At 68.1% G+C, this 18,691-nt stretch carries 15 protein-coding genes and 4 pseudogenes; 11 read left to right on the top strand and 8 right to left on the bottom strand.

Annotation, left to right across the window (positions count from 1 at the left end):
• The first annotated feature begins 456 nt into the window (after positions 1-456).
• Together C7T91_RS00095 and C7T91_RS00090 are read left to right on the top strand one after the other, a co-directional pair.
• On the top strand, positions 457-1,263 hold the full coding sequence (locus tag C7T91_RS00095; protein ID WP_161555657.1) for a DUF4115 domain-containing protein: 807 nt from the start codon (positions 457-459) through the stop codon (positions 1,261-1,263).
• 68 nt (positions 1,264-1,331) lie between these two features.
• A pseudogene (locus tag C7T91_RS00090) lies at positions 1,332-1,538 on the top strand (flavodoxin-dependent (E)-4-hydroxy-3-methylbut-2-enyl-diphosphate synthase); the annotation flags it as partial.
• Here the strand turns inward: C7T91_RS00090 and C7T91_RS00085 are convergent.
• From C7T91_RS00085 to C7T91_RS00075, 3 genes and pseudogenes are all read right to left on the bottom strand, one after another.
• Positions 1,509-1,808, bottom strand: a pseudogene (locus tag C7T91_RS00085) (2Fe-2S iron-sulfur cluster-binding protein); the annotation flags it as partial. The pseudogenes C7T91_RS00090 and C7T91_RS00085 overlap by 30 nt on opposite strands.
• 9 nt (positions 1,809-1,817) lie before the next feature.
• Positions 1,818-2,078: pseudogene (locus C7T91_RS00080) on the bottom strand (sarcosine oxidase subunit delta); the annotation flags it as partial.
• Between the two features lie 9 nt (positions 2,079-2,087).
• Complete coding sequence (locus C7T91_RS00075; protein ID WP_108257525.1) at positions 2,088-3,341, bottom strand: sarcosine oxidase subunit beta family protein; 1,254 nt, start codon at positions 3,339-3,341, stop codon at positions 2,088-2,090.
• Positions 3,342-3,501: 160 nt separating this feature from the next.
• On the opposite strand from C7T91_RS00075, the gene C7T91_RS00070 reads away from it, so the two are divergent.
• Positions 3,502-4,515 (top strand): GlxA family transcriptional regulator, encoded by a 1,014-nt coding sequence (locus C7T91_RS00070; RefSeq protein ID WP_108258424.1) that lies wholly within the window; start codon positions 3,502-3,504, stop codon positions 4,513-4,515.
• A 191-nt stretch (positions 4,516-4,706) separates the two neighbouring features.
• Here the strand turns inward: C7T91_RS00070 and C7T91_RS00065 are convergent, their stop codons facing one another.
• A complete protein-coding gene (locus tag C7T91_RS00065; protein WP_108257524.1) occupies positions 4,707-5,045 on the bottom strand; it encodes a GntR family transcriptional regulator in 339 nt (112 codons plus the stop codon).
• A 394-nt stretch (positions 5,046-5,439) separates the two neighbouring features.
• On the opposite strand from C7T91_RS00065, the gene C7T91_RS00060 reads away from it, so the two are divergent.
• From C7T91_RS00060 to C7T91_RS00040, 5 genes are all read left to right on the top strand, one after another.
• A complete protein-coding gene (locus tag C7T91_RS00060; protein WP_108257523.1) occupies positions 5,440-7,023 on the top strand; it encodes an ABC transporter substrate-binding protein in 1,584 nt (527 codons plus the stop codon).
• Positions 7,024-7,095: 72 nt separating this feature from the next.
• Complete coding sequence (locus tag C7T91_RS00055; protein WP_108257522.1) at positions 7,096-8,073, top strand: ABC transporter permease; 978 nt, start codon at positions 7,096-7,098, stop codon at positions 8,071-8,073.
• Positions 8,070-8,969: an ABC transporter permease gene (locus tag C7T91_RS00050; RefSeq protein WP_108257521.1), complete on the top strand. Its 900-nt coding sequence runs from the start codon at positions 8,070-8,072 to the stop codon at positions 8,967-8,969. The genes C7T91_RS00055 and C7T91_RS00050 overlap by 4 nt, the downstream gene beginning before the upstream one ends.
• On the top strand, positions 8,966-9,967 hold the full coding sequence (locus C7T91_RS00045) for an ABC transporter ATP-binding protein (RefSeq protein WP_108257520.1): 1,002 nt from the start codon (positions 8,966-8,968) through the stop codon (positions 9,965-9,967). The genes C7T91_RS00050 and C7T91_RS00045 overlap by 4 nt, the downstream gene beginning before the upstream one ends.
• Positions 9,964-10,878 carry an ABC transporter ATP-binding protein gene (locus tag C7T91_RS00040; protein ID WP_108257519.1) on the top strand — a complete coding sequence of 305 codons (915 nt, stop codon included), beginning with the start codon at positions 9,964-9,966 and terminating at the stop codon, positions 10,876-10,878. The genes C7T91_RS00045 and C7T91_RS00040 overlap by 4 nt, the downstream gene beginning before the upstream one ends.
• Positions 10,879-10,914: 36 nt before the next feature.
• Here the strand turns inward: C7T91_RS00040 and C7T91_RS00035 are convergent, their stop codons facing one another.
• The 4 genes from C7T91_RS00035 to C7T91_RS00020 form a co-directional block, all read right to left on the bottom strand.
• Positions 10,915-11,994, bottom strand: a complete 1,080-nt coding sequence (locus C7T91_RS00035; RefSeq protein WP_108257518.1) for a quaternary amine ABC transporter ATP-binding protein — start codon at positions 11,992-11,994, stop codon at positions 10,915-10,917.
• Positions 11,951-12,841: an ABC transporter permease gene (locus C7T91_RS00030; protein ID WP_108258423.1), complete on the bottom strand. Its 891-nt coding sequence runs from the start codon at positions 12,839-12,841 to the stop codon at positions 11,951-11,953. The genes C7T91_RS00035 and C7T91_RS00030 overlap by 44 nt, the downstream gene beginning before the upstream one ends.
• Before the next feature lie 61 nt (positions 12,842-12,902).
• Positions 12,903-13,913: a glycine betaine ABC transporter substrate-binding protein gene (locus tag C7T91_RS00025; RefSeq protein WP_108257517.1), complete on the bottom strand. Its 1,011-nt coding sequence runs from the start codon at positions 13,911-13,913 to the stop codon at positions 12,903-12,905.
• A gap of 290 nt (positions 13,914-14,203) precedes the next feature.
• Positions 14,204-16,153, bottom strand: coding sequence for an alkyl/aryl-sulfatase (locus C7T91_RS00020; RefSeq protein WP_108257516.1), 1,950 nt, complete (start codon positions 16,151-16,153; stop codon positions 14,204-14,206).
• Between the two features lie 139 nt (positions 16,154-16,292).
• Here C7T91_RS00020 and C7T91_RS00015 point away from each other — a divergent pair, with 139 nt between their 5' ends.
• From C7T91_RS00015 to C7T91_RS00005, 3 genes and pseudogenes are all read left to right on the top strand, one after another.
• The gene (locus C7T91_RS00015) at positions 16,293-17,024 is read left to right on the top strand and encodes a Crp/Fnr family transcriptional regulator (protein WP_108257515.1); all 732 of its coding nucleotides are present in this window, start codon (positions 16,293-16,295) and stop codon (positions 17,022-17,024) included.
• A 106-nt stretch (positions 17,025-17,130) separates the two neighbouring features.
• Positions 17,131-18,318, top strand: coding sequence for an amino acid aminotransferase (locus tag C7T91_RS00010; RefSeq protein ID WP_108257514.1), 1,188 nt, complete (start codon positions 17,131-17,133; stop codon positions 18,316-18,318).
• A gap of 85 nt (positions 18,319-18,403) precedes the next feature.
• Positions 18,404-18,691: pseudogene (locus C7T91_RS00005) on the top strand (hemerythrin domain-containing protein); the annotation flags it as partial.

The following is an 18,691-nucleotide window of genomic DNA, read 5'->3' as shown; positions in this document are numbered from 1 at the left end:
TGAGGACTTTGATCCTAATCAATTCCCGGGGCCGCGCCGCGGCGTTCCGGGCTTTGCAGACGCGGCGACGAAAGTCGGTGTTTTTAAGGGAAATTGATTTGCCTGGGTCGGCAATACATGCAGTATTGGACACATGACATTCCGGCCGGACCGGATCCAGCCTGGCATCAGACCGGGCGGAGATGGTCCCGTTTGTGCCGGAGCCCAGGGGAGGACGCGGGCCTTTGGTCCGCGGGTAGCAAATGGCACACGATTACTGGCGCGGTCCCGGCCGCAGCGGCATCTCCGGCAATACCCAGGACACATCCGGTGCCTCCGTGCAGGTCTGCACCGGCATGGCCGGCCGTAGCGGCAGCCGCTTCGTCTGGATGGCGCCGGGCGCGTGCGACGGCGGCGCCGGTCCGCAGGCCCGCTCGGCCGAACGGCTCCGCCTTCGCCGAGATCCGTCCCGGCGCGGTGGCCTCGACGCTGGCGCTGGTGGCGCTGCTCGGCGGCCTCGGCTACGGTGCCTGGTCGGTGCTGCAATCGATCCAGCGGGTGACGCTGGCGCCGGTGGAAACCCCGGTGGTTGCGCTGAACATCGGCCCCGATCTCGAGCCGGTCGAAGGGCTCGACGCCCCGGCCGTGACGCGCTCGACCGGCGAGGCGCTGATGAACCTCTACCGCCCGCAGGCGCTCGACGCGCCGGTGATGGTCGCCCGCGACGGGCCGATCTCGACTCTCGATCCGCAGGGGCAGGGCGCCTATGCGGGGTTCGTGGGTCCGTCCGAGACCCAGCTTGCCGGCATTCCCACATCCTTGCCCGCCAAGCCGGATGCCTATCTGCCCGAGCGCCACGGCCCGCAGCCTGCGCCTGCCGCCGCGCCGCAGACCGGTCCGGTCCAGGTCGCGGAGGTTTCGGTGATGGAGCCGCCGCCGCCGGAAGTCGTGCTCTTCGCCAATGACGCGGTCTGGGTGCGGGTCAGCGCCGCCGACGGCACCAAGCTGCTGGAGAAGACCCTGGCGGCGGGCGAAAGCTTCGTGCTGCCCAAGACCGAGACGCCGCCCAGCCTGCGCGCGGGCAACTCCGGATCGCTGTTCTTCGCGGTCAACGGCGAGACGCTGGGCCCGGCCGGGCCTGCGGGCGCGGTGACCAAGAATGTCGAGCTGTCGGTCGCGGCGCTCAGCGATCGCTACCGCGCGGTCGACATGACGGCGGCCGATCCCGAGCTGCGGCGCCTCGCTGAACTGGTGTTGAAGCCGGAGAGCCCGCTGGCGGAGTGAGCCTCATTGCGGCCCGGGGGCTTCGCGCGTATGGTCCGGCCAAGTCGAGTACCCACGCGGAGCACCCCATGTCGCTCAACCATGTCCGTCCCTGGAAGAACATCTACCGGCGCGAATCCCGCCAGATCATGGTCGGCAACGTGCCGGTGGGCGGCGGCGCGCCGATCGCCGTCCAGACCATGACCAATACCGACACCGCCGATGTGGCGGCGACGGTGGCCCAGGTCCAGGCCGCGGCCGAGGCGGGGGCCGACATCGTCCGCGTCTCGACCCCGCCCGTCGAAGAGCTCGGTCACCGTGGCGCGGCTGTTCGGCTCGCTGCGGGCGCCGGAGTGCAGCGTCATCAGCGCGTTCGGCTCCTCGCTCCCGGCCGAGAAGATGCCGCGCGGCCGGTGATACTTGAAGCTGCGCCCGACCAGCTGGACGCCGTTCGCCAGGAGCGCCGAGGCCAGAGTGTCGCCCTCGCAGCCGCTCAGCGCCCTGCCGTTGAAGGTGAAGCCCAGCGGGCGGCTGCGGTCGGCAAGGCCGCCGTCGATGCGGGTCATNGCCGGCCTCCGTGCCACGCCGGTGGCCAGTTCCGCGCCCAGGATCTCATGGGTGACGGTGTTGCGGGTGACGACTAGCCAGGAGCGGTCGCCCTGTTCGTGGAACCACAGCTCGCGATGGATGCCCGCCGGATTGTCCCGCAGGAAGACATAGTCGCAGAACGCGGCCTCGCCTGCCGACGGGTCGGGGCGGTCGATCAGCGCCGCGTCGCCCAGATAGGTGAATTCCTGCGCGTCGCGCGGGCCGAGAAGCGGATGGGGGATCAGCATGGGGGGATCTCAGTGCAGGTTGGGCTGGGCGCCGACGCCCTTTTCGTCGATGACATGGCCGCGCGCGAAGCGGTCGAGCCGGAAGGCGGTGGCGGTGGCGTGCGGCCTGCCGGTCGCCAGCAGATGGGCGAAGGAGTAGCCAGAGGCCGGGGTCGCCTTGAAGCCGCCATAGCACCAGCCGGCATTGAGGCAGAGCCCTTCGACATGGGTGGCGTCGATGATCGGCGAGCCGTCCATCGACATGTCCATGATGCCGCCCCAGGCGCGCAGCAGCCGCGCCCGCCCGATCATCGGCATCAGCGCCATGCCGCCCTCGGCGACATCCTCGATCACCGGCATGTTGCCGCGCTGCGCATAGGAGTTGTAGCCGTCGATGTCACCGCCGAAGACCAGCCCGCCCTTGTCTGACTGGCTGACATAGAAATGCCCGGCGCCGAAGGTGATCACGCCCGGGATGACGGGCTTCAGCCCTTCGGAGACGAAGGCCTGCAGCACGTGGCTCTCGATCGGCAGGCGCATCCCCGCCAGCGCCATCACCCGCCCCGACGAGCCTGCGACGGCGACGCCGACCTTCTTCTTCGCGCCGACATAGCCGCGGGAGGTCTCGACCCCCAGCACGCGGCCGTCCTCGATGCGGAAGCCGGTGACCTCGCAGTTCTGGATCAGGTCGACCCCCAGCCGGTCGGCGCCGCGGGCATAGCCCCAGGCCACCCCGTCATGGCGCGCCGTGCCGGCGCGGGTCTGCATCAGCCCGCCCTTGATCGGGAACCGGGCATTGTCGAAGTTGAGGAACGGCGCCATTTCGCGCAGCTCGGCCTGCGACAGCAGCCGCCCGCCCGCCCCCGACAGATGCATGGCATTGCCGCGGCGGCGATAGGCGTCGCGCTGGCCGTCGCTGTGGAACAGGTTGATGATCGAGCGCTGCGAGACCATGGCGTTGAAGTTGAATTCCTGCTCCAGCCCCTCCCAGAGCTTCATCGAGAATTCGTAGAAGGGCTGGTTGCCGGGCAGCAGGTAGTTCGAGCGGATGATCGTGGTGTTGCGGCCGATATTTCCGGAGCCGAGCCAGCCCTTTTCCAGCACCGCGACGCGCGCCTCGCCGAAAGCGCTTGCCAGGTAATAGGCCGTGGCGAGCCCGTGCCCGCCGCCGCCGACGACGATGAAGTCGTATTCCGCCTGCGGCGCCGGATCGCGCCAGAGCGGCCCCCAGCCCCTGTGTCCGGTCAGGGCTTCCCTGACGACCTTGAACCCCGAGAAATTCATGCTTCGCTCCTTCGTGCCCNGGATGTGGTAGCANAGCGCCCGCCCGGCTTGTCTTCTTGATTAAGGACATTTTGTTCCGTAATCTGGTCGCGCCTTGCCCCCTGACGGAGCCTGCCGATGCGCCGGGNTCGCCTTCCTGCTGATCGACGGCTATGCGCTGATGTCGACGGCCGCCGCGCTGGAGCCGCTGCGCGCCGCGAACCTGTTTGCCGCCTCTCAGGCCTATGACATCACGCTGTTTTCCACGACCGGCCCCGAGGCGGTGTCGTCGATCGGCGCCGCGTTCCCGGCGCGGCGCTACCGCGATGCACTGCCGCTGCATGACCTGATCTTCGTGGTGGCGGGGGGCGAGCCGGGGCGGATCGCCGATCCCGCGCTGCTCGGCTGGCTGCGCCAGGCCGACCGCAACGGAGTCGCCCTGGGCGGCATTTCCGGCGGCGCGGTGGTGCTGGCGCGGGCCGGGCTCCTGGAAAACCGCCGCTTCACCGTCCACTGGCACCATTACGGCGACATCGAGGCGATGCCGGGCAACTGGCTGCTGGAGCGGCGGCTCTTCGTCATCGACCGCGACCGCTATACCTGCGCGGGCGGGTCGGCGCCCCTGGACATGATGCATGCGATCATCGCCCGCGACCATGGCACCGGTTTCGCGCAGCGGATTTCCGACTGGTTCATCCAGACCGAGATCCGCGGTGCCGAGGCACCGCAGCAAAGCTCGGCCGCAACCCGGCGCGGCGCGCTCTCGCCCGCGGTGGCGGCGGCGCTGGAGCTGATGGAGAGCCATATCGCCGATCCGCTGGCGCTGGAGCAGATTGCCGATCTGGCAGGGATCTCGGCGCGCCAGCTGCAGCGCCGCTTCGTCGAGGAGCTGGGCCGGACGGTGATGGCCGAATACCGGCGGATGCGCCTCGAGACCGGGCGGGAGATGCTGGCCTCGACCCGGCTGCCGCTGTCCGCGGTGGCGCAGATGACCGGCTTTGCCGGGTCGTCGCATTTTTCGGATGCGTTCCGGCGGGAATTCGCAATGGCACCGTCGTCGCTGCGGCGGAGCGGGCGGGCCCCGGCTCGGGGGCCGGGGCGGAACAGGGAGCAGGAGGGCGCGGCGCAGCCGGGCCCGGACAAGGACATTGCGCTGCGGCAAGACCCTGTTCCCGGTTCCGGTCGCGGGTCATGACGCGATGGCGGCAGCGAGGAACCGGGCCAAAATCGGTCCGGGACTGGCGCCGACCGTCCAAACCTCGTGACCGCAGCCCCGCAATGCCGTGAAACGCCCGTCTCAGTCCCTGCAAGCGTAGCGCGCCGGACTGTTGCGGCCTGCACCCGTCCCGCACGTCATCGGGGACGGCCGGCATGCCGCCGCCGCCGCTATGCCCGCGGGGCTCCCATGCCGCCCGGCACGCCTGCGGCATCTCTGCGCGGAGACGTCAGGATGGTGATGTCGCTGTCCCGCTGATCTCCGGTCGCTTGCATCTCCGGCAGTGCCGGAGCGGAGCTGCCGCGTCCTCCCCCCCACCGGCGCAAGCCGGACCGCAAGCGCCGCAGCTCGCGCACCGTCGGCAGCCGGTCGCCGGGGCGCAGCGTGCCGATCAGGATGCCGTATTCCAGGATGCCGCGCAGCTGCGCCGCGGGCGGCGCATCGAGCCCGCGGTCGAGCCCGGCGAGCAGCGCCGCAATCCCGCCATGCGACGTCTCTCCGTCCGCCATGCCGTCCTCCGCCTGATGATGTGCCCCCAAGAGCTAGAACAGAACTGTCGTCCGGGCCAGTCCGAAGCGGCCCCGCCCGCGCAAGATGCCCAAACCCACATCCCGAAGCCCATTTTTTCGGCGGCAGTCCGGCAGGAAACGAAACAAGTTTCCATGATAGGAAAAACACGCCGCAGGCCTTGGTGCAGTAAAATCAGGATGTTAGCGGATGACCCAGAACAAGAGGCGCAATTTTTCCTATGCCCCATAAGCCGGACTTAAGGACCGCAAAGAAAATTCTATCGCCAATTCCTTGACCTGAGACGGGCTTGGCCGAACACTTCCATACATGAACCGGCGCCAGACGCCGACCCGGTCCGGACCCGAATCCGGGCGGAAACAACAGGGAAACACAATGGCCTACATGAAGCTCGGCGGGCTCTCTGCGCTCGCTCTCCTGGTCGCGTCCAGCGCCTGGGCCCAGGATCTCACGGTCGCCGTCCGCGGCGGCCCGGAGTCACTCGATCCCGATTACTCGGCGCTCGGCACCCATGCCGAGGCCGCCAAGCACATGTTTGATACACTTGTCTGGGCCAATGGAGATCTGCAGATCGAGCCCGGCCTCGCCGTGTCCTGGGAGCCGGTCGACGACACCACTTGGGAATTCAAGCTGCGCGAGGGCGTGAAATTCCATGACGGGTCGGATTTCACCGCCGAGGACGTCAAGTTCTCGATCGAGCGCATCCCGGCCGTGACCGGACCGACCTCGACCGCCGTCTATGTGCGCCGCGCCCAGGAGGTCGAGATCGTCGACCCGCTGACCGTGCGCATCCATACCGGCGAACCGGCGCCCACCCTGCCCTACGACTTCGTGCGGCTGTTCATCGTCTCGCATGCCGCCGCCGCCGACTATTCCACCGCCGAGACCTCGGCCGAGGGCTTCAACAGCGGCAAGGCGACGATCGGCACCGGTCCGTTCAAGTTCGTCAGCTGGGAGCCGAAGGGCGATCTGGTGCTGGAGCGCTTCGACGATTACTGGCGCGGCCCGGCGCCGTGGGAAACCGTGACCCGCAAGGAAATGCCGAATGACAGCTCGCGCCTCGCCGCGCTGAAATCCGGGCAGGTCGACCTGGCCACGGACATTTCCTCGATCGACTATCTGGCGCTGCAGCAGGACAGCAGCGTCGATACCGTGGTCGGCGACAGCATCTACATCATGAACCTGCTGCTCGACCAGCGCCCCGACGAGATGCCGGGCCTGCGCGCCAAGGACGGCTCGGAGCTCGACGAGAACCCGCTGACCGATCCGCGGGTGCGCGCGGCCATCGACAAGGCCATCGACCGCGGCACCATGGTCGAGATCGTGCTCGAGGGCCTCGGCAAGCCCGCCAACCAGGGCATGCCGCCGGGCTTCTTCGGCTATTCCGAGGACATTCCGCAGCCGGACTACGACCCGGCCGGCGCCAAGGAGCTCCTGGCCGAGGCAGGCTATCCCGAGGGGTTCCAGATGGACCTCTACTGCACCGGCGACCGCCTGCCGGGCGACGCGGCGATCTGCCAGGGGCTGGGCCAGATGTTCAGCGCGGTCGGCATCGAGACCAATGTCAACGCGATCTCGCGCACCGTCTATTTCCCCGCCCAGGCGCGCGGCGACTATTCGGTGTCGATGAACGGCTGGGGCACGCTGACCGGCGAGGCCGCCTATACGCTGGGCTCGCAGGTCCACAGCGCGGATCCGGAAAAGGGCCTCGGCGCCTATAACCGCGTGCATTACGCCAATCCCGAGCTCGACGCGCTGATCGAGACCGGGGCGGCCGAGATGGACGAGGACAAGCGCCGCGGCATCTTCGAGGAGGCGATGGAGATGACCGCCGAGGCGCGCGTCCTGATCCCGATCGTGCAGCTGCAATCGGTCTGGGCCGCCCAGGCCGGGCTGCTCGACTACACGCCCCGCATCGACGGCGAGACCCTCGCCTATTTCATCCAGCCGGCCGACTGACCGGTCTGGTCCCCGCGGCGGCCGGTCCCTTTTCCCCTTCCGGCCGCCGTCCCCGGACACAGCGGAGCCCCCATGCTCGGTTTCATCATCCAGCGCGCGATCCAGGCGGTGGCGGTCATGGCCGTGATGTCGGTGATCGTCTTCGTCGGCGTCTATGCCATCGGCAACCCGGTCGACATCGTCATCCCGCCCGACGCCACCCAGGCGATGCGCGAGGAAGCGATCCGCCGCCTCGGCCTCGACCTGCCGCTCTGGGAGCAGTACGGCATCTTCGCCTGGAACCTGCTCCACGGCGATTTCGGCCGCTCCTTCGTCTACAACGTGCCCGTTCTGGAGCTGATCGGCGGCCGCCTGCCCGCGACGCTCGAGCTGGTGCTGATCTCCATCCTCTTCGCCGCCGTCACCGGCGTCGCGCTCGGCGTCTATGCGGGCGTCAAGCCCGACAGCTGGCTGTCGAAGGCGATCATGGGCCTGTCGATCCTCGGCTTCTCGGTGCCGTCCTTCTGGGTCGGGCTGATCCTGATCCTGACCTTCGCGGTCTCGCTGGGCTGGCTGCCCGCGGGCGGGCGCGGCGACACGGTCACCGTCTTCGGCATTCCCTGGAGCTTCCTGACGCTCGACGGGCTTTCGCATATCGTCCTCCCGGCGATCAACCTGGCGCTCTTCAAGCTCGCGATGATGATCCGGCTGGCGCGCGCCGGCACCCGCGAGGTGATGCTGTCGGACACCGTCAAATTCGCCCGCGCCGCCGGCATCCCCGAAGGCGTGATCCTGCGCCGCCACGTACTGAAGCTGATCTCGATCCCGCTGATCACCGTCTTCGGCCTGGAACTGGGCTCGACGCTGGCCTTCGCGGTGGTGACCGAGACGATCTTCTCCTGGCCCGGCGTCGGCAAGCTGATCATCGACTCGATCGGCGTGCTCGACCGTCCGGTCATGGTCGCCTATCTGGTGCTGATCGCCTTCCTCTTCGTCATGATCAATTTCACCGTCGATCTCGTGTTCGCGCTGATCGACCCCCGCATCCGCTCCGGAAGGCAGGGCGCATGACCGACATTTCCCCGCCGCAGAAGGCCACCCCGCCGCTTCTGCTGTTCTGGCGCGAATTCCGCCGCAACCGGGTCGCCGCCGTGGCGCTGGGGCTGACCGTGCTGCTGGTCTTCGTCGCCGTCTTCGCCCCGCTGATCGCGCCGCAGGACCCATATGACCTGGGCGCCCTCTCTCTGATGGATGCGCGCCGCCCGCCGGGCTTCACCGGGTCCGGCGGCTACACCCATATCCTCGGCACCGACCCGCAGGGGCGCGACCTGCTCTCCGCCATTCTCTACGGCCTGCGCATCTCGATCGAGATCGGCATCATGGCCGGCGCCATCGCGCTGGCCATCGGCGCCACGCTGGGCGTGGTCGCGGCCTATCTCGGCGGCTGGGTCGAAAGCCTGATCATGCGGATCGTCGATCTGCAGCTGAGCTTCCCGGCGATCCTGCTGGCGCTGGTTCTCTCCGCGCTGCTCGGCCAGGGCAAGGCGCAGCTCGTCACCGCGCTCGTTGCCGCGCAATACGCCTATTTCGCCCGGACCGCCTATGGCGCGGCCACCTCCGAACGGCGCAAGGACTATATCGAGGCGGCGCTGGCGACGCCGCTCCATGCCCGCCGGGTCGTGTTCAAGCACCTGCTGCCGAATTGCGCGCCGCCCCTGATCGTCGTGGCCACCGTGCAGATCGCCTCGTCGATCTCGCTGGAGGCAACGCTCAGCTTCCTCGGCCTCGGCCTGCCGGTCACCGAGCCGTCCCTCGGCATGCTCATTTCCAACGGCTTCCCCTACATGATGAGCGGCCGCTACTGGATCTCGGTCTATCCCGGCGTGATGCTGATCCTCCTGATCATGGCCATCAACATCGTGGGCGACCAGATCCGCGACCAGCTGAACCCGAGGCTGCGCCGATGACCCCCGAAACAAGCAAGCCGGTCCTCGAAGTCGAAAACCTGCAGACCGAATTCGCCACGCCCAATGGCGCGCTGCGCGCGGTGGACGGCGTTTCCTTCTCGCTCAGCCCCGGCGAAATCATCGGCCTCGTCGGCGAAAGCGGCTCGGGCAAGTCCGTCACCGGCTTTTCGCTCCTGGGCCTGGTCGATGCGCCCGGACGGATCGCCGGGGGATCGGTGAAGCTCGACGGCACCGAACTGGTCGGCATGTCGCCGCAGGACCTGCGCAAGCGCCGGGGCAAGGAGATCGCCATGATCTTCCAGGACCCGATCGCCACGCTCAACCCGCTGCTGACCATCGGGCAGCAGATGGAGATGGCGCTGGCCGCGCATGAGAAGCTGTCGCGCAAGGCCGCGGCGGAGAAGAGCGCCGAGGCGCTGGCCCGGGTCGGCATCCCCTCCGCGCGGGAGCGGCTGACATCCTATCCGCACGAATTCTCGGGCGGCATGCGCCAGCGCGCGGCCATCGCCATCGCGCTGCTGCACCGTCCCGCCGTCGTCGTCGCCGACGAGCCCACGACCGCGCTCGACGTCTCGATCCAGGCGCAGATCATCCACGAGATGAAGGCGCTCGCCCGCGACTACGGCGTGGCGATGATCTGGATCAGCCATGACCTCGCCGTGGTCTCGGCGCTGGCCTCGCGCATCCTCGTGATGTATGCCGGCCGGCTGGTCGAGGAAGGCCCCTCGGCGCAGGTGCTGCGCGATCCGCGCCACCCCTATACACGCGGGCTGATCGACAGCCTGCCCTCGGCCACCGCCCCCGGCCAGATGCTGACCCAGATCCCCGGCTCCATGCCCGCGCTCGGCGCCCTGCCGCCGGGCTGCGCTTTCGCGCCCCGCTGCAGCTTTGCCACCGATGCCTGCGGCGCGCGGCCGGAAATGGTGCAGTTCGGCGCGCGCGGATGGCGGTGCCTGCATCCGCTGGGCCTGGAACAGAAGGAGCGCGCTGCCTCATGAAGCCCCGCGACCAGTACCTGAAGGTCGAGGACGTCTCGAAAACCTTCACCTCCCGCCAGACCATGGGCGGCAAGCTCGCCCGCGCGATCACCCGCAAGGGCCCGCCTCCGGGGCTGCAGGCCGTCTCGGGCGTCACGCTGGAGCTCGCCAAGGGCCAGACGCTGGGGCTCGTAGGCGAATCCGGCTGCGGGAAATCCACCCTCGGCCGCATCATGGCCGGCATCCATTCGCCTTCGGCCGGGACAGTGCGCATCGACGGGCTGCCGGTGATGGAGCACGGCAAGAAGACCACGACCGCCGTCCAGACCGTGTTCCAGGACCCCTTCGCCTCGCTCGATCCGCGCATGAAGGTCGGCGATGCCGTGGCCGAGGGGCCGATCCTGCACGGGCTGATCATGCCCTCGATGGCACAGAAATACGTGGAGCGCTGGTTCGCCCGCGTCGGGCTCGACCCGTCGCTGTCGCACCGCTATCCGCACCAGTTCTCGGGCGGCCAGCGCCAGCGCATCGCAATCGCCCGCGCCCTCGCCATGCAGCCGAAGCTCCTGATCTGCGACGAACCCGTGGCCTCGCTCGACGTGTCGATCCAGGCGCAGGTGATCAACCTCTTCCTCGAGCTGCGCCGCGAGCTGGAGCTGACCTGCGTGTTCATCTCCCATGACCTCAGCGTCGTGCGCCATGTCTCGGACCGGGTCGCCGTGATGTATCTGGGCCGCATCGTCGAGCTGGGCGAGACGCAATCCGTCTTCGGGCGACCGGCGCATCCCTACACGGCGGCGCTGCTCGACAGCGTTCCGCGGATCGCCGCCGAGGGCGAGGCGCTGGTGGAGTTCAAGCCGATCGAGGGCGAGATCCCCTCGCCGCTCAATCCACCGCCCGGCTGCCATTTCGCGCCGCGCTGCCCGCGGTGAGGGTCCGGGAGAGGGCGGGCCCTCTCCCGGCATGGCTCAGCTGTAATGCGCCCCGGCCGCGGCGGGCGCCTTCAGCGCCTGGATCGCCGCATCGATGCCGACCGTGCCGCGGATCTCGTCCCCGGCCATCACCGGGCAGCAGCCGTCGGGGGCGGCATGGAGCTTCTGCAGCGCTTCCTCGATCGTGTCGGAGACTGCGACCGGCGCGCCCTGCGCCGGGGCGGCCGGGCCCATGATCGAGCGCATCCGCACCACCTTGGCCCGGTTCACGTCCTTGATGAAATCGGTGATGTAGGCATCTGCCGGGTTCATCAGGATGTCCTGCGGGTCCGAGGCCTGGATGATCTCGCCGTCGCGCAGGATCGCGATGCGGTCGCCGATCCGGAGCGCCTCGTCGAGATCGTGGGTGATGAAGATGATCGTCTTGTGCAGCTCTTCCTGCAGCTCCAGCAGGATCGTCTGCATGTCGGTGCGGATCAGCGGGTCGAGCGCCGAGAACGCCTCGTCCATCAGCAGGATCTCGGCATCGGTGGCCAGCGCGCGGGCCAGCCCGACCCGCTGCTGCATGCCGCCCGAGAGCTGTCCGGGATAGTGGCCTTCGAAGCCCGCGAGCCCGACCCGGTCGATCCATTTCTTCGCGCGCTCCGCGGCCTCGCCCTGGTCGACGTCCTGGATGCCGAGCCCGTATTCGACATTCTCCTGCACCGTGCGGTGCGGCAGCAGGCCGAATTTCTGGAACACCATCGACATCCGGAAGCGCCGCAGGTCGCGCAGAGCCTTGTCGTTCATCGCCAGCACGTCTTCGCCATCGACCCAGATCTCGCCCGAGGTGGGCTCGATCAGCCGGTTCAGGTGGCGGATCAGCGTCGACTTGCCCGAGCCGGACAGCCCCATGATCACCTGGATCTTGCGGCCGGGGATGTCGAGATTGATGTCGCGCAGCCCCAGGACGTGGCCCTTCTGCTCGAGCAGCTCGGATTTGGACATGCCCGCCTGCACATGCGACAGCGCCACCTTCGGGGTGTCGCCGAAGATCTTGTAGAGGCTCTTGATGCGGACCTTGGGTTCCTCTTCAGTCACGGCCGGTCTCCCGATAGGCTTGCAGGCGCTTGCCATAGGTCTGGCTGACGCGGTCGAAGATGATGGCCAGCGCCACGATGGCGAGCCCGTTCATCAGGCCGAGCGCCAGGTACTGGTTGGAGATCGCGCGCAGCACCGGCACGCCCAGCCCCTGCACCCCGATCATCGAGGCGATGACGACCATCGACAGCGCCATCATGATGGTCTGGTTGACGCCCGCGAAGATGTTCGGCAGCGCCAGCGGGATCTGCACCCCCCAGAGCTTCTGCCGGTAGGAGGCGCCGAAGGCTTCCGCCGCCTCCATCACTTCGCGGTCGACGAGCCGGATCCCGAGATTGGTCAGGCGCACGATCGGCGGGATGGCATAGATGCACACCGCCAGCAGCCCCGGCACCTTGCCGATCCCGAGGAGCATCACCACCGGGATCAGGTAGACGAAGCTCGGAATGGTCTGCATCACGTCGAGGATCGGCGTGATCACCGACTGCGCGCGGTCCCAGCGCGCCATCAGGATGCCCAGCGGGATGCCGATGGCGATGCACAGGACCGTCGCAACCGAGATCATGGCGAGCGTCGCCATCGTGTCTTCCCACATGTCGAAGATGCCGATCAGCAGGAAGGCGACGATGGTCCCGCCGGTGATCTTCCAGCTGCGCGCGCCGAACCAGGTCAGCGCCGCGATCGCCAGGATGACAAGGGGCCAGGGCGCGTCGGTCAGCAGGTCCTGGAACCAGACGAGGAACCTCAGCAGGGGGTTGAAGAACGCTTCGAGCTGTTCGCCATAGGCACGCGAAAACGTGCGGAAGCCTTCGTCGATCCACTGGCGGAGCGCCGAGAGGTCGCGGCGGCCGAGCGACGGGAATTCGGACAGGAAGTCGAGCATGGGACTCCTTTCAATGCAAAGCCCGCGGCCGGAGCCGCGGGCAAGTCAGGCCGGGCGGCGCTCAGAGCGCGTCCTTGACCTTCTCGGCGACATCCCCGGGCACCCACTGGGTCCAGATGTCCTCGTGCTGGATCAGGAACTCGAAGGCGGCATCCTCGCCATTGGCCTGGTTCTCGGTCATGTAGACCAGCATCTGGTTCATCACGTCGCCGGGGAAGATGCGGGCCTTGAAATAGTCCTGCGCGATCCCGCCTTCCTTGAGGAAGGCATCGGTCACGACGGTCTCGACCTCGGACTTGGTCCAGCTCGACGGCTGCGGGTCGAGGCATTCCTGCTCGGGCTTGACGATGCAGCCGTCCCAGTTCTCGGTGCCGGCCCATTCGGTCTCGAAGGGCAGCAGAACGAGCCCGTACTTGCCGATCACCGCAGTCGGCGACCAGTAATAGCCGAACCAGGGCTGCGAGCGGTTCACCGCCTTGGCGATAGAGCCGTCGAGCCCGGCCGCAGAGCCCGGATCCACCAGCTTCCAGCCCTTTTCCTCCATGTCGAAGGCGCGGAACATGTTCGCGTTCGCCAGCTGGCAGCCCCAGCCGGCCGGGCAGCCCATGAAGGCGCCCATGTCGGGATCCTCGACATCCGGCACCAGTTCGGGATGCTCCAGCATCTTCTCGACCGTGTCGATCTCGGGATGCGCCTCGGCGAATTCCGCGGTCACCCACCAGCCTTCGCCGAGCCCGGTGATCGGTCCTTCGAGCAGCACGTGCAGGCGGCCTTCCTCCTTGGCCTTCGACAGCGGTTCGCGCACCGCGTTGATCCACAGCTCGGGCGCGACATCCGGCTGGCCCTTCTCGTTCATCGAGGCGAAGGTCGTGTTGGTGGCGCCGGGGATCAGCTCGATGTCGCAGCCATAGCCTTCTTCCAGGATGATCGCGTCGACATTTGCCATCAGCTCGGCCGAGGCCCAGTTCATCTCGGCGATCGAGACGTCGCCGCAGGCGTCCTGGGCCATGGCCGCGCCTGTGCCTGCGGCAAGCCCGAGAACAGCCGCCGCGCTCAGTCTGGTGATCTTCATGGGAAACTCCCGCTCTCTCTTCGTGTGTCTGCCGCGGCCGCGAGGTTCGCGCGGCCAGCGGTCACCACCCCGAATGGGCGATTTCTCCGCACGGACCGGCCTCGGGCAGGGCGCGGTCGGCGGAGCATTGCCGAAGGGAAGCACAATCCCCCCCGTCGCGCAACCGGACAGGGCTGCGGCGGAACTCCGCGCGGCACCGGGACACTGGCGCGAAGCGGCCGGGAGGGAACGCGGCAAGGGACCCCGCCGCCGGCAGGGTCCCGGTGTTCTCTGTCCCGAAGCCTGGGGGGTCAGGGCGTGACGATGTCGAACCAGAACTCGAACGTGTCGAGCAGGCCGACGAAATCCTCGACCTTGCCGCTGTCGCCTTCGACCGTGACCGAGCCGCCGGCGATCGCGTCCATCATCGTCACCTGGCCCAGGTTGATGTCGTCGAGCACCGTGCGGTCCAGCGTCACCGTCGCATCCGCCCCGTCCTGCTGGCGGCCGAGCGTGTAGTTCATCACGCCGTTCGTCACCGTCACCACGAATTCCTCGCCCGCATCGGGCATGACGAAATTCAGCGCGATCTCCTGCCCGGCGGCCTCGGGGTGGTTCAGCCGCACCGCGAGATAGTCGAGATAGGTCTCCAGCGGCAGGTTGCGCACGATGTCCGCAGACGCCGTCGCCGGGGTGGCCACGACCTCGACCCCGTCGCGCAGCTCCTTCGCGCCCGAGAGGTAGAAGTTCCGCCAGGGGCCGCTTTCGGCCTGGTAGCCCATCTGGGTCAGCGCATCGGCCAGCAGCCCCCTGGCCTCGGCATTCTCCGGATCGGCGAAGACCACGTGGTTCAGCGCGGTCGCCACCCAGCGGTACTCCCCGGCCTCGTAATCGGCCTTCGCCTTCTCGATCACCGCCGCGGCGCCGCCGGCATATTCGACGAATTTCTTGCCCTCCTCGACGGGCGGCAGCTCGTGCAGCTCGGACGGGTTGCCCGAGAACCAGCCGAAATAGAGCTGGTACTGCGCCTTGGCGTTGTGGCTGACGCTGCCGTAATAGCCGCGGTTCGAGAACATCTTGGCCAGGCTGTCGGGCAGGGCCAGCTCCTCGGCGATCTCCAGCATGGTCTCGCCCGTGTTGGCGAGCCGCAGGGTCTCGTCATGGATGTAGCGGTAGGTGTCGCGCTGGCCCTTCCACAGGGCGAGGATCGCCTCGTTGCCCCAGGTCGGCCAGTGGTGGCTGCCGAAGCTGACCTCCACCTCGTCGCCGAAGCGGTTGATCGTGTCGTTGATGTACTTGGCGAACAGGTCGCCCGAACGGACCTTTGCGCCGCGCAGCGTGTAGAGGTTGTGAAGCGTGTGGTTGATTTCCTCGGCCTGCATCATCGCCTTGAAGGCGGGGATGTAGAACATCAGCTCCGCCGGGGCTTCGGCGCCCGGCGTGTTGAGGAAGACCAGCTCCAGCCCGTCGACCGTCTCGGTCTGCGGCGTCTCGGAAATCGTCAGGGTCGGCTCGACGATCGTCACCGTCCCGGCCGCGGTGGTGGTGCCGAGCCCCGAGCCCAGCGAGCCCTCCGGCCCCTTGGCGATGACATTGCCGTACATGTAGGAGGCGCGGCGGCTCATCGTGTTGCCGGCGATCAGGTTCTCGCTGACCGCCTCCTCGAAGAACCCGACCGGAGCGACCACCGGGATGCCGTCCGCCTCGATCTCGTCGGGGGTGAGGATGCCTTTCACGCCGCCGAAATGGTCGACATGGCTATGGGTGAAGATCACGCCGGTGACCGGCAGGTCCTCGACCGTCTCGCGCAGGAGCTTCAGCCCGGCGGCGGCGGTCTCGTTGGCGGTCAGCGGATCGACCACGATCCAGCCGGTTTCGCCGCGGATGAAGCTCATCACCGCCAGGTCGAAGCCCCGGACCTGGTAGATCTGCCCCTCGGCCACCTCGAACAGCCCGTGGATGGCGTTCAGCCTGCTCTGCCGCCAGAGGCTCGGATTGGCCGTGGCCGGCGCGTCGCCCTGCAGGAAATCGAACTGGGCCATGTCGTAGATCGGCGTGCCGTCGGGCGCGGTGATCTGGCCGGCGTCGAGCGTCGCGATCTGGCCGCGCATGGCATTCTCGAAATCGGTCCCGTCGGCGAAAGGCAGGTAGTCCAGAAGCGCCGCGTTCGCCGCCTGCGTGGCCTCGCTGGCCTCCTGGGCCTGCGCCCCGCCGGTGATCGCAAGGGCAAGGCCCCCTGCCGCCAGAATGATGCGGTTCATGTTGCCGTGCTCCCTGTTGCCGACCCGAATTGCGCGCAGCCATGCGCTCCGGCATGCTGCAATCCGACGCCTCCCGGGGCGTCTGTTTCCACGGTAGCGGTCGGGGGGCTGCACCAATACCTCACGTGAGGGGATCCTGATGAGAAATGCCGGAACCGCCAGCCGCGCGGCAGATCGGTCCCGCGCCCTGCGCGCGGTCTCGGCGCAGGGCTGGTTCGCCGATTGTCCCGAAAGCACCCGCAGCCTGCTGGCGCCGCTGGCGCGGTTGCGCCGGTTCTCGCCGGGCAATGCCGTCTACCTGCAGGGCGATCCGGCGGACGGGCTCTACGGCCTCGTGTCCGGCGGGCTCGACATTTCGGTGCCGCGGCCGGACGGCACGGAATACACGTTCCACCGCGCCGAAAGCGGCTTCTGGATCGGCGACCTGGCGGTGATGTCGGACGCGAAACGGCTGGTCTCGGTGCGTGCCGCCACCGATGCGGAGCTGCTGTTCCTGCGCGCTGCCGATCTCGCGGCGCTGCTGGCCGAGCACCCGCTGCTCTACCGCGACTTCTACCGGCTGAGCTACATGAACTTCGCGACGACCTTCTTCCTGATGTCGAACATCTCGCTGGTCTCCTCGGATGCCCGGGTCGCGCTGCGGCTGCTCCTGCAGCTCGAGCGCGCGCCCGATCCGCAGGGCCATGTGAACCTGTCGCAATCGAGCTTGGCCGAGCTCGTCGCGCTGTCGGAACCGACGCTGCAGCGGGTGCTGAAGCGGCTGGCGGAGCTCGGCTGCATCGAGCAGGCCTATCGCCGGATCCGCGTCACCGACCGCGAAATGCTGCTCAGGCTCTGCGGCGAGGGCGTGAATCTCGACAATTTCCGCTGAACCGGGCCGATCGCGGCATTCCCGGCGGAGCCCATGGCGGCAGTCATTGCCCTTGGCTGCGGATTCGCCTAAGCCGCGCAGCATCAATCCTGACAGCGAGGTTGCGATGTTCAGCGCTCTTCCCGACCAGCCCGAAGACAAGATCCTGAAGCTCATGGCCATGTACCGCGAGGACCCGCGGGAGCAGAAGATCGACCTGGGCGTCGGCGTCTACAAGGACGCCAGCGGCCACACCCCGATCATGCGGGCCGTGAAGACCGCAGAGAAGACGCTGTGGGAAACCGAGACCACCAAGACCTACGTGGCCCTGGCCGGCGCGCCCGAGTTCAACGACGCGATGGTCGGCCTGGTGCTGGGCGATGCGGTTCCGCGCGGCGACGTGGCCTGCGTGGCGACCCCCGGCGGCACCGGCGCGGTGCGCCAGGGCTTCGACCTCGTGAAGCTCGGCAACGCATCGGCGACGGTGTGGTACTCGACCCCGACCTGGGGCAACCACATCTCGATCCTCAAGCACATGGGCGTGGCGCACAAGCCCTACCGCTATTTCGACGCCGAGACCGGCGAGGTCGATTTCGCGGGCATGATCGCCGATCTCGACACCGCGCTGCCGGGCGACGTGATCCTGCTGCACGGCTGCTGCCACAACCCGACGGGGGCCAACCTGACCAAGGCGCAATGGCGCCAGGTGGTCGACATCCTCAACGAGCGCGGCCTGATCCCGATGATCGACATCGCCTACCAGGGCTTCGGCGACGGGCTGGAAGAGGACGCCTTCGGCGTGCGCCTCGTGGCCGAGAACTGCCCCGAGACGATCATCGCGGCGAGCTGCTCGAAGAATTTCGGCGTCTACCGCGAGCGCACCGGCGCGCTGATGGCGGTGTCGCGCGGCGGCGCGGAAACCGGCCGCGCGCAGAAGACGCTGGCCTATCTGAACCGCCAGAACTACTCCTTCCCGCCGGATCACGGCGCGCGGCTCGTGGCGATGATCCTGGCCGATGACGCGCTCAAGGCCGAGTGGATGGCCGAACTGGAAGAGGTCCGCACCGGCATGCTGGCGCTGCGCGAGCAGCTCGCCGCCGAGCTGAAGCGGCTGACCAATTCCGACCGCTTCGATTTCATCGCGCGCCACCGCGGCATGTTCTCGATGCTGGGGCTGAGCGCGGAGGAAATGGACGTCCTGCGCGAGACGCACGGCGTCTACGGCGTTTCCGACAGCCGGATCAACATCGCGGGCCTCAACACCGAGACCGTGCCGCTTCTGGCGAAGGCCGTGGCCGAAGTCGTCGGCGGCTGAAACCGGCCCCCCGGGCAAGCCAATGCAAGGCGCGGGTGGACAGCCCGCGCCTTTTTCGTCTCAATTCCCGCCAGGAGGTGCCGCCATGGCCGAGGACGACTCCCTCTCCGCCCGCGAGGGCCTGCCCGACGCGCTGCGCGCTCTGGTCGCGGACCTGCCGCGCTCGGCCTGGACGGAGCATGCGCGCTTCCGCGGGCTGGCCGAATTCTGGCTGGAGAAGCACCTGGGCTTCCGCCGCCTCTCGGACCTGCTGCTGCGCGACTTGCGGCAGAGCCTCGACGGCAATCTCGCGCCCGAGATCCTGTCGAACCGGGTCTGGCACCATGGCGGCATGCTGATCGGCGGGCTGCATGACCATCACGGCATCGAGGAT

Origin of the sequence: Mangrovicoccus ximenensis (assembly GCF_003056725.1) — a bacterium.
In the GTDB taxonomy this organism is placed as follows: Bacteria; Pseudomonadota; Alphaproteobacteria; order Rhodobacterales; family Rhodobacteraceae; genus Mangrovicoccus; species Mangrovicoccus ximenensis.
The sequence above is the reverse complement of the archived record's forward strand: the minus strand, read 5'-3'. Positions and strand labels throughout refer to the sequence as shown.